10 protein-coding genes are annotated in these 14,528 nt (G+C 66.5%); 4 read left to right on the forward strand and 6 right to left on the reverse strand.

Annotated elements, in window-relative coordinates; all coding sequences use genetic code 11:
• Window positions 1–44 precede the first annotated feature (44 nt).
• The 6 genes from E0702_RS01325 to E0702_RS01350 all read right to left on the reverse strand — a co-directional run bounded on the left by E0702_RS01325 (window position 45) and on the right by E0702_RS01350 (window position 9,131).
• Entirely contained in the window at window positions 45–2,024 is a 1,980-nt protein-coding gene (locus tag E0702_RS01325; protein WP_132041160.1) for a DUF4139 domain-containing protein, read from the reverse strand.
• Between the two features lie 31 nt (window positions 2,025–2,055).
• On the reverse strand, window positions 2,056–3,783 hold the full coding sequence (gene cydC, locus E0702_RS01330) for a thiol reductant ABC exporter subunit CydC (protein WP_132041161.1): 1,728 nt from the start codon (window positions 3,781–3,783) through the stop codon (window positions 2,056–2,058).
• Complete coding sequence (cydD, locus tag E0702_RS01335; protein ID WP_132041162.1) at window positions 3,780–5,459, reverse strand: thiol reductant ABC exporter subunit CydD; 1,680 nt, start codon at window positions 5,457–5,459, stop codon at window positions 3,780–3,782. Before cydD ends, cydC begins: the two co-directional genes overlap by 4 nt.
• A 3-nt stretch (window positions 5,460–5,462) precedes the next feature.
• Complete coding sequence (cydB, locus tag E0702_RS01340) at window positions 5,463–6,464, reverse strand: cytochrome d ubiquinol oxidase subunit II (RefSeq protein ID WP_132041163.1); 1,002 nt, start codon at window positions 6,462–6,464, stop codon at window positions 5,463–5,465.
• Between the two features lies 1 nt (window position 6,465).
• Window positions 6,466–7,878 (reverse strand): cytochrome ubiquinol oxidase subunit I, encoded by a 1,413-nt coding sequence (locus E0702_RS01345; protein WP_132041164.1) that lies wholly within the window; start codon window positions 7,876–7,878, stop codon window positions 6,466–6,468.
• Window positions 7,879–8,153: 275 nt separating this feature from the next.
• Window positions 8,154–9,131, reverse strand: coding sequence for a calcium/sodium antiporter (locus E0702_RS01350; protein WP_132041165.1), 978 nt, complete (start codon window positions 9,129–9,131; stop codon window positions 8,154–8,156).
• Window positions 9,132–9,314: 183 nt separating this feature from the next.
• On the opposite strand from E0702_RS01350, the gene E0702_RS01355 reads away from it, so the two are divergent.
• The 4 genes from E0702_RS01355 to E0702_RS01370 all read left to right on the forward strand — a co-directional run bounded on the left by E0702_RS01355 (window position 9,315) and on the right by E0702_RS01370 (window position 14,506).
• Complete coding sequence (locus E0702_RS01355; protein WP_132041259.1) at window positions 9,315–10,676, forward strand: paraquat-inducible protein A; 1,362 nt, start codon at window positions 9,315–9,317, stop codon at window positions 10,674–10,676.
• Entirely contained in the window at window positions 10,673–12,349 is a 1,677-nt protein-coding gene (gene pqiB / locus E0702_RS01360) for an intermembrane transport protein PqiB (protein ID WP_132041166.1), read from the forward strand. The genes E0702_RS01355 and pqiB overlap by 4 nt, the downstream gene beginning before the upstream one ends.
• A 38-nt stretch (window positions 12,350–12,387) precedes the next feature.
• Window positions 12,388–13,023: a PqiC family protein gene (locus E0702_RS01365; protein ID WP_240721635.1), complete on the forward strand. Its 636-nt coding sequence runs from the start codon at window positions 12,388–12,390 to the stop codon at window positions 13,021–13,023.
• A 151-nt stretch (window positions 13,024–13,174) separates the two neighbouring features.
• On the forward strand, window positions 13,175–14,506 hold the full coding sequence (locus E0702_RS01370) for a DEAD/DEAH box helicase (protein ID WP_132041167.1): 1,332 nt from the start codon (window positions 13,175–13,177) through the stop codon (window positions 14,504–14,506).
• Window positions 14,507–14,528 lie beyond the last annotated feature (22 nt).

The following is a 14,528-nucleotide window of genomic DNA, read 5'->3' on the forward strand; positions in this document are numbered from 1 at the left end:
TGAAAGAAAGCGCGCCAACACGAAAGACGCGGCTGTCAACGCAACTACGATAACTCACGCAGCGTCTCGGCCAGGGTCTCGCGACGCGTTTCCCGCTCGGCCTCGAGGGTCTCACGCTGCGCCTCCAGCGAGGCGATCTTCTCCTCTGCGGCCTCGAGATCCCCTAGATAGCGCTGGCCGAGAGCGTTGTCAGAGCCCACCGCAGCCAGATTGTCACGAATTCGCGCCTGGCGTTCGACGGCTCGCGCCAGCCGCTCCTCGACATCTTCCAGCTCCTGTTCCACCGCGTCCAGCGCCCGGCGACGCTCCAGAACCCGCTCGAGTTGCACCGAGGTCTCGCCGTCGGCGGCATCTCGCCACTCGATCAGCTGAGCCACGCCGGCATTCGCCAACGCCATGCTCTGACGCCGCACCCGAGTCTCACGCGCCATGACCTCACCGCTCTCGCCAGGCGCGAGCGCAAGCGCCAGGCGATGATGGCGGGGGGTGCTCTCCATCAGGGCCTCGGAGGCGAACTCCCAGCCGCTGCGGCGGGGGTGCTCGATCAACACTTCTCGCGCCTCACGGGCATCGTTCTCTACCGCATAGCGCGTCACTCGCCGCGACTGATGAGTGATCCGCAAGGCACCATCGACGATGACCATGCGTTCGAGCCGCTCCTCGGGGTGGGAGCTCGCGGCGATACGCACCTTGCGGTCGGCGGCGAAGCTGGCCAGACGCGACTCTCCGGCGGGAATCCCGGGCAGGTTAACATCACCCACGTGCCCCACTCCTGCGTCATAGACGGTCACCAGCCCCGGAGGCAGCCAGGCGTCCGTGGTGTTCTCCAGACGCACCGCCGCCACCGGGTGACGCTCGCCGCGTTCAGGCTGGTAGAGCGAAACACGACGGGCCGGCACGACGGCATCGATATAGGGCAGCGAGAGGGTTCGCCCCGCCGCGAGATCCACCGAAGTGGGCAGGCGCCAGGTGGCCGCCGTGGCGCTCTCGACCACCTCGGGGCGCGATGCCGGGGCAGACGGTGCCGCTGCGCTGCGGCTCACTGCAGCGTCGCCATAGGCCATCATGGATTCGGCCTTGGCACCGTAAAGCGCCTCCATGGCACCCTCGTCGGGCCGCACCGGTGCGATGCTGTCGGCAGTGACCGGCACCTCCGTGCGCGCTGGCCAGTAGCGCTCCAGCAGACGCTGGGTCAGGGTGACGGGGGCACCGCTGGAGAGCGTCAGCGCCACATCACTCCAGTCGCTGCCGCTGGCATTCTCGATCACCGACCAGGCCTGCAGGTGAGCCTCGTTATCGGCCTCGAGCAGCAGTCGATAGGTACTCTTCCAGACCGGTGCCGCCACCACATAGGTCAGCGACACATCGCGTTCGCCCTCGCCATCGAGGTCGATGGCGATGCGACGCATCTCATCGGTGCGGGCGCGGCCACTGACCTCGGCGGCCTCGGCCAGGCGCTCACGCAGGGCAGGATCCAGCACCTCGAGGCGGGCATCGTCGCCCAGGCGCAATGTGGCCACGCCCCCCTCTTCATCGAGCAGCGACAGAGTCTGCACGGCGCGTCCACTTTCCTCGACGCCATGCTCCGCGACACCCAGCAGCAGTCCCTCGAGACGCTGCCCACCGGAGCTCACCCTTACCTTGACCCCCTGCAGGCTATCGGCCAGCCGGGCTATCGAGCCAAGGTCCTCCGGGCCAAAGGGCAGTCGACGGTAGGTCTCCTCCAGCGTCGCCAGGCCATCGAGGCTGAGCCCCTGAAGGCGCCCCGCCGGGTCACGCACCATCAGGCTCTTGAGCACATCGTTGACCTGCTCCAGGGGCACCTCCAGATAGAGGGTGCCATCTCCCTCGAGGCTGGCCCTGCGCTGCACCTCGGCCAGGCCGCCGGAGGAGAGCGTCACCGCCTCGATGGGCAACTCGGCGGCCGTGGCCGAGCCTACTGGCCATGCCCCTGCCAGCAGGATGACGAGGCGAAGGGAGGAGTGGCGACGCCCCCGCTCGGATACTGCATCCCTGACCGTCATATCGTCTCCTTGTGAAGCGTGAAAGAATGGCTCAGGTAGAGCTCACTCGGCCTTGGACCAGTGTCAGGCGGTGATCGATCCCGGGTGGATCGAAATCTCCGCCATCCAGCTGATGCACGAGGTAGAGCGTGGTACGCCCCTCGAGCCAGGCATTCAGTCGAGGGCTCAGCCGCGCCACGGTGGCGGCATCGAGGCTGGCGAAGGGCTCGTCAAGAATCACCAGATCGGGATCCAGCAGGTACAGGCGCGCCAGGGCCAGGCGTCGCGCCTGGCCACCGGAGAGGCGCCGCCCCCCCTCGCCGACTCGAGTGGCGAGGCCTGCGGGCAACGTCATCGCCCAGTCGGCCAGCTCGACCCAGGCTAGCGCCGCCCATAATGCTCCCTCCTCCGCCTCCGGTCGGGCCAGGCACAGGTTGGCGGCCAGGCTGTCATCGAGCAGATCGACATGCTGGGTCAGCGCGGCCACTCGCCGGCGAAGCGATGCCTCTGGCCAGGCGTCCAGGGCCACGCCTCCCAGCAGGATCTCGCCGGCGCTGGGCGTGAGCTGACGCAGCAGCAGCCCCGCAACACTCGACTTGCCCGCCCCCGAGACACCGCACAGCACCAGCCGCTCACCGGCAGCGAGCCGCAACGAAAGCCCCTCCAGAGCCGCCAGCGGCGCCCCAGGGTAGTGCAGCGATACCCTGTCGAGGCATACCGCAAGAGGGCCAGGAGGTGTAGCCCGGCCACTCTTCACCGCCGGCGACTGAGGCGCCGCCCGGCGCAGCCCGTTGAGCCGCGCCGCCGCGCCCCGGGTGGCGCCCAGCCAGGTAAAGGCAGCGGGAAGGCCGGTCAGGGCCTCGTTCATGGCCAGCACGGCAAGGGGCATCATCACCGCCAGCGGTCCGGTAAGCATGTCGGCCTGCCAGGCCGTGGCGGCGAGCCACAGCGCCGTGAGTGCCGCTCCTCCCACCAGCAGCGTGACAAGGGCATTGCCCAGCGCCACCAGGGTCCCGAGCCGGCGCTGATCCCGATAGAGCTCCGCCTCCAGGGCTTCGATCCGCTGACGATGAGGTGCAAGGGCACCATAGGCCTCCAGCTCAGCCATGCCCTGCATCTGTTCCACCAGGCGCCCTCGCAGTAACTCGCGAGTGGTGACCTGGCGCCGACTGGCGGCCATTCCCTGGCGCGCCTGACCGACCACCAACCAGCCCCAGCCGAACAGCAACACGCCTCCGACCACGAGCCCTGCCATGGGCGTCCAGAGGGCCAGGAAGCCTCCAAGCCCCAGGGTGGCGACCAGCGACACCGCGGCCGGCGCCAGTAGCCGCAGGTAGAGGCTGTCCAGGGTATCGATATCGGCGGTCAACCGATTGAGCCAGTCGCTGGCGCGCCGCTCTCTCAGGGCGTGCGCATCGAGGCCGGCGATCACACCGAACAGTCGTCCGCGCAGATCGGCGAGCAGTCGCAGCACCGTGTCGTGATTGTAGAGGCGTTCCAGATAGCGAGCCACGGTTCGCGTCACCGCAAAGGCGCGGATGCCGCCTCCCGGTAGATAGACGTCCAGGCGTGCCGCCGCCCCTGCCGCCAGCAGCATGCCGGTGAGACCGGTGGCGGTGATAAACCAGCCGGACAGTGCCAGCAGGCCGATCGCCGACAGCAGCGTCAGTGCCATCAACCCGACGCCAGCGGCCAGCCGCCCGCGACGGCATGCCAGCAGTTGCAGCCAGGGAGCCAGTTCGCCCCACAGGTCACCACGCTCCTCCACAGGCTCTCTCATCGAATGCGCTCTCCCTGTTGATCGAGCATCAGGCCCCGGTCGGCCAGCGCCATCAACGCCGGATGGTGGGTAGCAATCACCAGACAACGCCCCTCCCGGGCCAGCTCTCTCAGCGCCGCGATGACATCCGCCTCGGTCGCGGCATCCAGACTCGCCGTGGGCTCATCGAGCAGCACCAACGAAGCATCGCACAGGAAGACTCTGGCGAGCGCCAGCCGCTGGGCTTGACCACCGGAGAGTCCCGCACCGCGCTCGCCCAGCGGTGTATCGAGCCCCTCGGGCAGGCGTGCCAGCAACTCGCCCAGGCCGGCACGCTCCAGGGATCGGTACATGGCCGATACGTCCGCCTGCGGTGCCGCCAGGCGCAGGTTATCGGCCAGGCTGCCCTTGACCAGCAGCGGCCGCTGATCCATCCAGGCGTAGCGCAGCCCGGGCGCCATCCGCCGCCTTCCCCCCTCTGGGCCAACAAAGCCCGCCAGCAGGTGAAGCAGCGTCGACTTTCCTCCCCCTGAGGGGGCGCTTACCACCAGCACCTCGCCAGGCACCAGGGTCAGGTCGAGGGGGCCGAGCACGCGGCCGCGTTGAGGATAGCTCACCGTGGCCGCCTCGAGGCGAATCAACCCCTCGGATACGCAAGCGGCGGGCGCTTCTTCACCGCCGCTACCGCGCAGCTCCTCGACGCTCTCGGCGAGCAGCGCCATCAGCCCGTCGGCGGCGCCCAGGGCCGCGGCCCGGTCATGATAGTGCTGGGAGAGCACACGCAGCGGCTGGAAGAACTCCGGAGCGAGCAGCAACACCAATAGGCCGCTGAACAGGGTCAGCTCCGGCGAGGGGCCGAATGTGATATAGCCGAGCAGGCCGAACCCGACATAGATCGCCACCATGGCGATCGCCACCGAGGCGAAGAATTCCAGCACCGCCGAGGAGAGAAAGGCCACGCGCAGGGTGCGCAGGCTGCGCCGGCGATAGTCGTCGGCGGCAGCGTGCACCTCGGCCGTCGCCTCCTGGGTGCGACCGAAGAGCTGCAGGGTAGTGACCGCCCGGACCCGATCGATGAAGTGGCCCGACAGGCGTGAGACCGCCTCGAACTGCTCTCGATTGAGGCGCTCGGCCCCCATGCCTACCAGGGCCATGAACAGGGGTATCAGTGGCGCCGATAGCAGCAGGAAGAGCGCCGCCAGCCAGTCGAGCCAGGCCACCGCCACGAGCACCATCAACGGCTGGAGTATGGCCAGGGCGAGCTGGGGGCGATAACGCGCCATATAGCCATCCAGAGCCTCCACCTGCTCGACCAGCTGCCTGGCCAGTGACGCCGAGTGTCTGTTTGAGAGCCCCGCCGGCCCCAGCCTGGCCAGATGATCGAGTAGCTCGCCGCGTATCCGCCGACGCAGGGCCAGGCTGGCAACGAGCCCCAGCCGCTCCTGAAGGAACAACGCCAGGCTGCGCACCAGCAGCAGCCCCAGCATGCCCAGCGCCAGGGGAGTCAGTCTCACCAGCGGCGCCTGGGCCACCAGCAGCTCGCTGATAAAATGAGCGAGCAGCACCAGCTGGCCCAGGGTGGCCAGGGCGGCCACCACACCGGCGGCGACCGCCAGGTTCAGGCGCCAGCGCTCCTCGGCGGCATAAGCGGCCAGCCACCGGGAGGCTTGCCCGGTGGCACTATTACGACGGCCCACCGACTAGTGGTAGCCGTCGCCGGGACGGACCTTGCCGCGGAACACCCAGTAGGACCAGGCGGTATAGGCCAGCACGATGGGAATCACGAAGAGCACACCGATCAGCAGGAAGAGCTGCGACTCGGGTGCCGAGGCGGCGTCCCAGATCGTGTAGTCGGGAGGCACGATCACCGGCCACTTGCTGGCCACCAGGCCCAGGTAGGTGAAGAGGAAGAGCCCCAGCGTGGCGATGAAGGGCTGCCCCTCCTGGCGCCGATGGACCGCCAGCAACAGCCAGGCGGCACAGGCCAGGGCCAGGGCCGGCAGCACCCAGATCAGATGAATATGATCGAACCAGCGCTGGAACACCGCGGGATCCACCAGCGGGGTCCAGACGCTGATCATGGCGAAGGCGGAGAGCACCGCCAGCAGCAGGACCGGGGTGATGCGATAGGCCCAGCGCTGGATCTCGCCCTCAGACTTGAGGATCAGCCAGGTGGCCCCCAGCAGGGCATAGCCGACCATCAGGCTGATGCCCGTCAAGACCGCGAAGGGCGTCAACCAGTCCATGGCCCCTCCGACGAAGACGAAGTCCTCGACCGGGAAGCCCTCGATATAGGCCCCCACCACGGCGCCCTGGGCGAAGGCGGCGACCGCCGATCCCCAGCAGAAAGCGCGGTTCCACCACGCCCGGTTGCGCCGCGACTTGAAACGAAACTCGAAGGCGATGCCACGGAAGATCAGGCCGGCAAGCATCAGAAAGACCCCGATATAGAGGGCCGGCAGGTAGACCGAGTAGACCAGCGGAAAGGCCCCCAGCAGCCCGGCCCCGCCCAGCACCAGCCAGGTCTCGTTGCCGTCCCATACCGGGGCGACGGAGTTCATCATCACGTCCCGGGCCTCCTCGCTCGGCGCGAAGGGGTAGAGGATGCCGAGCCCCAGGTCGAAACCGTCCATCAGTACGTACATGATCACGCCGAAGCCGATGATCACCGCCCAGATCATGGAGAGGTCGAAGGATTCCATATCACTGCCTCCAGGTTGGGGCCGCATCGTCATCGAAGCGGGCATTGGCTGCCGAGAAGGGCCGCTTGGCGTGGGGCGAAGGATCGGCATCGCCACCCGATGCAGGCAGCATGCCCTGGCGCACCACGCGGGTGAGATAGTAGAGGCCGCAGGCAAACACCACGGCATAGACCGTCATGTAGCCGATCAGGGTAAACAGCGCCATGCCTCCGGTCAGTGACGGAGTGAGCCCTTCGGCGTGGGTCATGAGTCCGTAGACCAGCCAGGGGGCGCGGCCCGTTTCGGTCACGAACCATCCGGCCAGCACCGCGACAAAGGGCGTCACGCTCATCAGCCTCAGCAGCTGCAGGTAGCCTCGCTGCCGATAGAGGCGGCCGCCGCGACGCAGCCACAGCCCCACCAGGGAGACACCGATCATCAGCACGCCCAGACCGACCATGACCCGGAACGACCAGAACACCAGCCATACCGTTGGTTGCTCATCCTGGGGCACCTCGCTGATACCCGGTATCTCGCCATGAATATCGTGAGTCAGAATCAGGCTGGCCAGATTGGGGATGCCGATTTCGAAGCGGTTGTCCTGAGCCGCCTGATCGGGCCAGGCGGCCAGCAGCAGCGGTACATCGGTGCTGGTCTCCCAGTGGCCCTCCATGGCGGCCACCTTGGTCGGCTGATGCTCCAGGGTGTTGAGGCCGTGGAAATCGCCGATCACCGCCTGGGCGGGAGTCAGCACGAGCAGCAGCCACAGGCACATGGAGAGCGCACGGCGGTTCGCCTCGACATCGCGGCCGATCAGCAAGTACCAGGCGCTGACGCCCGCTACCACGAAGCCACCGGTAACGAACGACGCCATCACCTTGTGAGAGAAGCGCCAGGGGAACGACGGGTTGAAGATCGCCGCCGACCAGTCGGTGATATGGAAGCGGCCATCGATCAGCTCCGCACCGGCCGGGGTCTGCATCCAGCTATTGGCGGAAAGAATCCAAAACGAGGAAATAAACGTGCCCAATGCCACCATGATCGAGGCGAACAGGTGCACCCCCTGGGGTACCTTGCCGCGCCCGAACAGCAGCACGCCGAGGAAGGCCGCCTCCAGGAAGAAGGCCGTAACCACTTCATAGCTGAGCATCGGCCCGATAAAGTTGGCGGTGGCATAGGAGAAGTTGCTCCAGTTGGTGCCGAACTGAAACGACATGACGATGCCCGATACCACCCCCATGCCGAACACCACGGCGAACACCCGGGTCCAGAACTGGGCGAGGCGGTCCCAGGCGGGGTTTTCCGTCTTGTAGAAGAGGCCGTTGAGCACGGCAATATAGGATGCCAGGCCGATGGTGAACACCGGGAAGATGGCATGAAAGGAGACCACAAAGGCGAACTGCAGTCGCGACAACAGAAGAGGATCCAGTTCCATGGCGCTTGCCTCGTTACGCAGATGACACGAGTCCGTCGCAAGGGATGCGTCTGCACGCTCAACGGCGCATTATGCTTCGGGAACCGGCATTGCCGATGCCGTGGCGCATTCCACCTGGACACCTGGGACAACCATAGCCTAGCAGCCGCACGTCAAGGCGTTGACGACCTCGAAAACAATCGCGGAAATAAGCTTATGAGCTGATCTTAATCTATCCTACCCTTGCTGCCCCCCTCTGGCCGCCATAAGTTGCGCGTCGCGTTGTCGCACCGGTGTCAGCCGCCGCTCAGTACCAGGCGCACCATCCAGGCGGTATAAGCAACGAACATCGCAAGCAGCGCAGCGCCTTCAAACCGGTTGATGCGTCCTTTCCTCCCCCGCCAGCCGATGGCGAATGCTGTCATTAACAGTGTCATGACCGTCATCACACTCCAGTCCCGCAGCAGCACTTCGTCGCCCACCTCGATGGGGTGAATTACCGCTGCCAGGCCCACCACGCCGAGAGTGTTGAAGAGGTTGGACCCCACCACATTGCCGAGCACCAGGTCATGCTCGTTGCGACGCAGCGCGCTTATCGATGAGGCGAGTTCGGGCAGCGACGTGCCCACCGCCACCACGGTAAGCCCGATGATCAGGTCGCTGACTCCGAGGCTCTGTGCGATGGCCACGGCGCCCCAGACCAGAATTCGCGAGCTGATCACCAGCAGCACAAGGCCGACACCGGTCCAGACCAGCCCGGCCTTCAGGCTCATGGGATGAACCGTCAGGCTCTCCTCGGTATCGGCGGCCAGGGAATCCGAGCCCGCGTAACGGGCGCGCCAGATACTCACCCCCATGAAGGCAGCCAACAGAATCAGCAGCAACGTGCCTTCGAGACGACCGATGACGCCTCCCCACATCAACAGCGCCGACAGCAGTGTTGCGACGCCGAGCACCGGCAGTTCACGACGCACTACCGAGGAGTGCACCGTCAGCGGCGCGACCAGCGCCACCAGCCCCAGGATCAAGCCGATATTGGCGATATTGGAGCCGTAGGCGTTACCCAGCGCCAGGCCGGGGTTACCCTGCCCCGCCGCCAGCGCCGAGACCACCAGCTCCGGGGCCGAGGTGCCGAAGCCGATCACCAGCATACCGATCAGCAGCGGCGACAGCCCCAGGCGGCCCGAGGTCGCCGCCGCGCCATCGACGAAGCGCTCGGCGCTCCATACCAGCAGGATCAATCCTGCGACTACCGCCACCGCGGGTAGGATCATCGTCTCGTTCCCGTTACATTCATATGTGCATGTTGAAAAATGACAGTGCCCGGGTGACGTGTCACACTTTCCATCAGACCACGGTCCGGCGCAGTGTACGCTTGAGCCGGGTGATGAGTGAAGCCTCGCACCAGGAGACACCCTACCCCCTTGGCCACGCCCTCTGTTCCTCTTCGCCAACGCCTGACCACCCCGCCGTTGCTGCAGGGTGAGGCAGCGCGCGTCGAGCGCACGCCGCCGGAGAGCCGCGCGCGGCGCCGCCTGCGTGCTTGTCAGGAGTGCGACTGGTTGGTCGCCCTGCCACCGCTGCGCCCCGGCGAGAAGGCCGACTGCCCACGCTGCCGTCACACCCTGGTGACCCGCCATTTTCGCCCCGTCCAGCGCAGTCTGGCCCTGGCGCTGGCGGCCCTGGTGGCGCTGGGCCTGGCCCTGGCCTTTCCCTTCCTCAGCTTTAGCGTGGGTGGCATCGGTAATCGCATCGAACTGACCCAGACCGCCACGACGATGATCGGCTTCCACCAGCCGGTAGTGGGCGGTGCCGTGATCCTGACCATCGTGGTACTGCCTGCGATCTATCTGGCCGGGGTGATCTGGCTGCAGCTGGGGCTGCTACGCGACACCCCGCTACCGGCCAGCCGAACGATCGCGCGCTCCCTGGCACATCTCACCCCCTGGATGATGGCCGATGTCTTTATCATTGGCGCCCTGGTGAGCCTGATCAAGATAGCCGGCATGGCCGACATCGACCTCGGCGTGTCGTTCTGGTCATTCTGTGCCTTCGCCCTGCTGTTGCTGCTGACCACCCAGTCGCTGGATGCCGACTGGATGTGGTTCTCGTTGGCCGGTGAACCGCGTGCGCCGAAGGGGGCTCGCACCGGCGAGACCGCGGCCCCTCAGGGCCTCGCCGGCTGTCATACCTGCGGGCTGGTCGGCCGGCTCGATGCCGACGGCCATGGCCGGTGTGAGCGCTGCGGCGAAACACTGCATGCCCGTCGCTCGTACAGCCTGCAGCGCACCTGGGCGCTGTTGACAGGCGCGTCGATCATGTATATCCCGGCCAATGTCTATCCGATCATGACCACCACCAGCCTGGGACATAGCTCACCCTCGACCATTGTCGGCGGAGTCGTCGAACTGATCGGCATGGGCTCCTGGCCGGTCGCCGCCGTCATCTTCATCGCCAGTATTATCGTGCCGGTCGGCAAGCTGGTGGCCCTGGCCTGGCTATGCCTGATGGTCAGGCGCAGCAGCGAGCTCAATGCGGTGACCCGCACACGGCTCTATCGTGTCACCGAATTCATCGGCCGTTGGTCGATGATCGATGTCTTCGTGGTGGCCATCCTGGTGGCGCTGATTCGCGCCGGTACGCTGATGTCCATCGAGCCCGGGCCCGCCGCCCTCGCCTTCGGCGCCGTGGTCGTGATCACCATGTTGGCCGCCATGACCTTCGATCCCCGACTGATCTGGGACACGCCGATGCCCGCTGAGACAACCACATCTCGACCGCCCCTCCATGGACGACATCCTGAAGGAAGCTCTGGATGAGTGAAGAGAATCCGCGTCATGACGACGCCTCCCCCCCACAGCACCATGCTCGGGCTACGCCTCAGGCACGCGTCTCGCCGATCTGGATCGTGCCGATCGTGGCCCTGTTGATCGGTGCCTGGCTGGTCTACGACAACTACCGTAGCCGTGGCCCACAGATCACCCTGACCATCAGCAATGCCGAGGGCATCGAGGCAGGCAGCACCCTGATCAAGACGCGCAATGTGGAAGTCGGCCGGGTCGAGCAGGTACACCTCTCCGAGGATCTCTCCACCGCCGTGATTACCGCTCGTATGGGTCCGGACAACGAGGCGATGCTGGTCGAGGACAGCCAGTTTTGGGTGGTCAAGCCGCGAGTGGGGCGCGAAGGCATCAGCGGCCTGAACACCGTGCTGTCCGGCGCCTATATTCAGCTGCAACCGGGCGAGAGCGAGATCGAGGCGCGCGAGTTCGAGGTGAGCGACCAGCCCCCCGTGGCGCCCGCCGGGGCCGCCGGTCTGCGCATCAACCTGATCAGTCAGCTGGGCAACTCGCTGCGTGTGGGCGACCCGGTCACCTACCAGGGCTACACCGTGGGCCGCGTGGAAGAGGCCGATTTCGACGCCACCACCCGGCGCATGCAGCATCGGGTCTTTATCGAGGCCCCCTACGCCAGCCTGGTGACCGATAGCACACGCTTCTGGTCGGCCAGCGGCATCGATCTGCGACTGGACTCCGAAGGCTTTCGGGTCAATGTCGAATCCTTCGAGGCCCTGCTCGGTGGTGGCGTCACCTTCGGCGTTCCCGAGGACCTGCCACTGGGTAGCAAGGTGGCCGCCGATACGACCTTCACCCTCTACCCCGACGAGGACACCGCACGCCAGGGAACCTTCAATCGCTATCTGGAGTACGTGTTGCTGGTCGACGATTCGGTTCGCGGACTGACCAAAGGTGCGCCAGTCGAGTTTCGCGGCGTGCGTCTAGGCACCGTGGCCGCCGTGCCCTGGAACTTTACCGCCGAGCAGCCGGGCGGTCGCAACGGCTTCGCCATACCGGTGCTGATCCGCATCGAGCCCCAGCGTCTGGGTATCGAGAATCAGAAGATCGACCTCGAGCAGTGGCGAGACCGATACGAGCGCTTCTTCGAACTGGGTCTGCGCGCCACCCTCAAGAGCGGCAACCTGCTGACCGGAGCACTGTTCGTGGACCTCAACTTTCACAGCGAGCTGGAGGAGAAGTATGCGCCGCTCACCTTCGCCGAGCAGCGCGTCTTCCCCACCACATCCGGGGGGTTCGCGCTCATCGAGTCACAGATCACCAGCCTGCTGGCCAAGCTCAACGACCTGGAGGTGGAGCCCCTGCTCGAGGGCCTCGACCGCAACCTCGCTGCGTCCGAGGCAATGCTCGAGGAAGTACGCACGCTCTCCGCCTCCCTGAGGGAGCTGGTGGAAGCCCCCGGGACCCGCGAAGTCCCTGTCAACCTCAATGCCACCCTGGAGGGACTGCGCACCACCCTGGAGGGACTCTCGCCCGAGTCGTCAGCCTACCAGGAGCTGGTGGGCGCCACCCAGCGCCTGGAGCGGCTGCTGCGTGACCTCCAGCCGGTGGCCAGAACGCTGTCCGACAACCCACGTGCCCTGCTGTTCGACAGCCTGGATGCCGAGGACCCCGTGCCGCGCGCACCACGAGAGTGACTACCTACCGCCTGGAGAGCTTGTATGGAGAGCTTGTCATGATGGCAAGAAGATGGATTGGTGCCGCCCTGGCCACCCTGCTGCTGGCTGGCACGCTGGGGGGGTGCGCCAGCAGCAAGCCCGCGCCCGAGCGCTACACCTTGCCAGCAGCCACCATGCCCGAAGCCACCATGCCAGAGGCCACTCGGCAGGGTGCGGCGGGAGCCGAAACGCGCTATCAGCTGCAGGTTGCCACGCCACGACTCGCCGACTACCTGGATGTCGAGGGCATCGTCATGCAGATCGACGATATCACCCTGGTGGAAGCCCGCGGCCATCAATGGGCCGAAGCCCTCGGCAAGCAGCTGCAACGCGGCCTGCGTGACCGCCTGGCGCAGCGGCTTCCCGATACCCGGGTCCTTCTCGACGGCACGGCCCCCCGCGAGGCAAATGCCCTGCGCCTGGCGCTGGAGATCGACCGTTTCCAGGGGCGTCACGATGGCCGGGCCGTCATCGGCGGCCGCTGGCGCCTGCATGCCGCCGACGGGAGCCTGCTGGCGATGCAGCCCCTGGAGCTCGAAAACGTCCTCGAGGCCGATGGCTATCCTGCACTGGTCCGCGCCCTGGGCCGAGGGTGGGACAGCGCGGCCGACGAGCTCGCCGAGGCCGTTCGCGGCACACGCCGGCAAGAGTAGCTGCGCCCAAGCCCGGAATCTGGCATAATGCGCGTCGCGGCACATCAGCGAGTCCCTCCTGCCGCGCCCTGACCCCGAATCTTTCACACCCCGGCCCGGGACTGGCTGCGCACGATCGCGCGGCACGGCCGAGGTGTTCTGCGGAGACCGCATGACCTTTTCCGAACTCGGCCTGCGTGCCGAACTGCTGAGCGCCGTAGAGGCACAAGGCTACACCATCCCGACTCCCATCCAGCAGCAGGCGATCCCCGCCGTGCTCAAGGGCGGGGACCTGCTGGCCAGCGCCCAGACAGGCACCGGCAAGACCGCCGGCTTTACCCTGCCGATGCTGCAACGCCTGGCCGACGGCCCACGCCCCGGCAAGCGTCAGGTGCGTGCCCTGGTGCTGACACCGACCCGTGAGCTGGCCGCCCAGGTAGGCGAGAGCGTGGCCAACTATGGTCGCCTGCTGACCCTGAAGAGCCACGTGATCTTCGGCGGCGTCGGCCAGCAGCCCCAGGTCGATGCCATCCGCCCTGGCCTCGATGTGCTCGTCGCCACTCCCGGGCGTCTACTCGACCTGCAGCAGCAGAAACACGTCGATCTGTCGAAGGTAGAGATCCTGGTGCTCGACGAAGCCGACCGCATGCTCGACATGGGCTTCATCCACGATATCAAGAAGATCCTGCGGGTCCTGCCCGAGAAGCGCCAGAACCTGCTGTTCTCGGCGACCTTCTCCAACGAGATCCAGGCACTGGCCAACAAGCTGCTCGACGATCCCAAGATGATCGAGGTCGCTCGCCGCAACACCACCGCCGAGCTCGTCGATCAGGCGATCTACCGTGTCGACCGCGAGAAGAAGCGCGAGCTGCTGGCCCACCTGATTACCGAGCACGACTGGCACCAGGTACTGGTCTTCACCCGCACCAAGCACGGTGCCAACCGTCTGGCCGAACAGCTCTCCAAGCAGGAGATCCCGGCCATGGCGATTCATGGCAACAAGAGCCAGTCGGCGCGCACCAAGGCGCTGGCCGCCTTCAAGACCGGTGACCTGCAGGTGCTGGTGGCCACCGACATCGCGGCCCGTGGCCTCGATATCGAGGAGCTGCCCCACGTGGTCAACTTCGAGCTGCCCAATGTCGCCGAGGACTATGTCCACCGTATCGGCCGCACCGGCCGCGCCGGAAGCGAGGGCCAGGCGGTGTCACTGGTCTGCGTCGACGAGCATGGGTTGCTCAAGGGCATCGAGCGGTTGATCAAGCGCGACCTCGAGAAGCGCATCGAGCCCGGCTTCGAGCCCGACCCCAATGCCAAGCCGGAGCCCATCGAAAACGGCCGCAACCGTCGTGGCGGTGGTGGACGCGGAGGCAACCCCCAGAAGCGCGGTGGTGGTGGCCAACCACGTGGACAAGGCCAGCGGCGCGACGATGATCAGACAACCGCCACGCGTCGACGCCGGCGCGGGGGCAGAAACAGTAGTGGTGGCGGTCGCCAGCAGGCCTGACCCGGCGGTAGCGGATAGCATC

The organism is Halomonas marinisediminis (assembly GCF_004347715.1).
In the GTDB taxonomy this organism is placed as follows: Bacteria; Pseudomonadota; Gammaproteobacteria; order Pseudomonadales; family Halomonadaceae; genus Halomonas; species Halomonas icarae.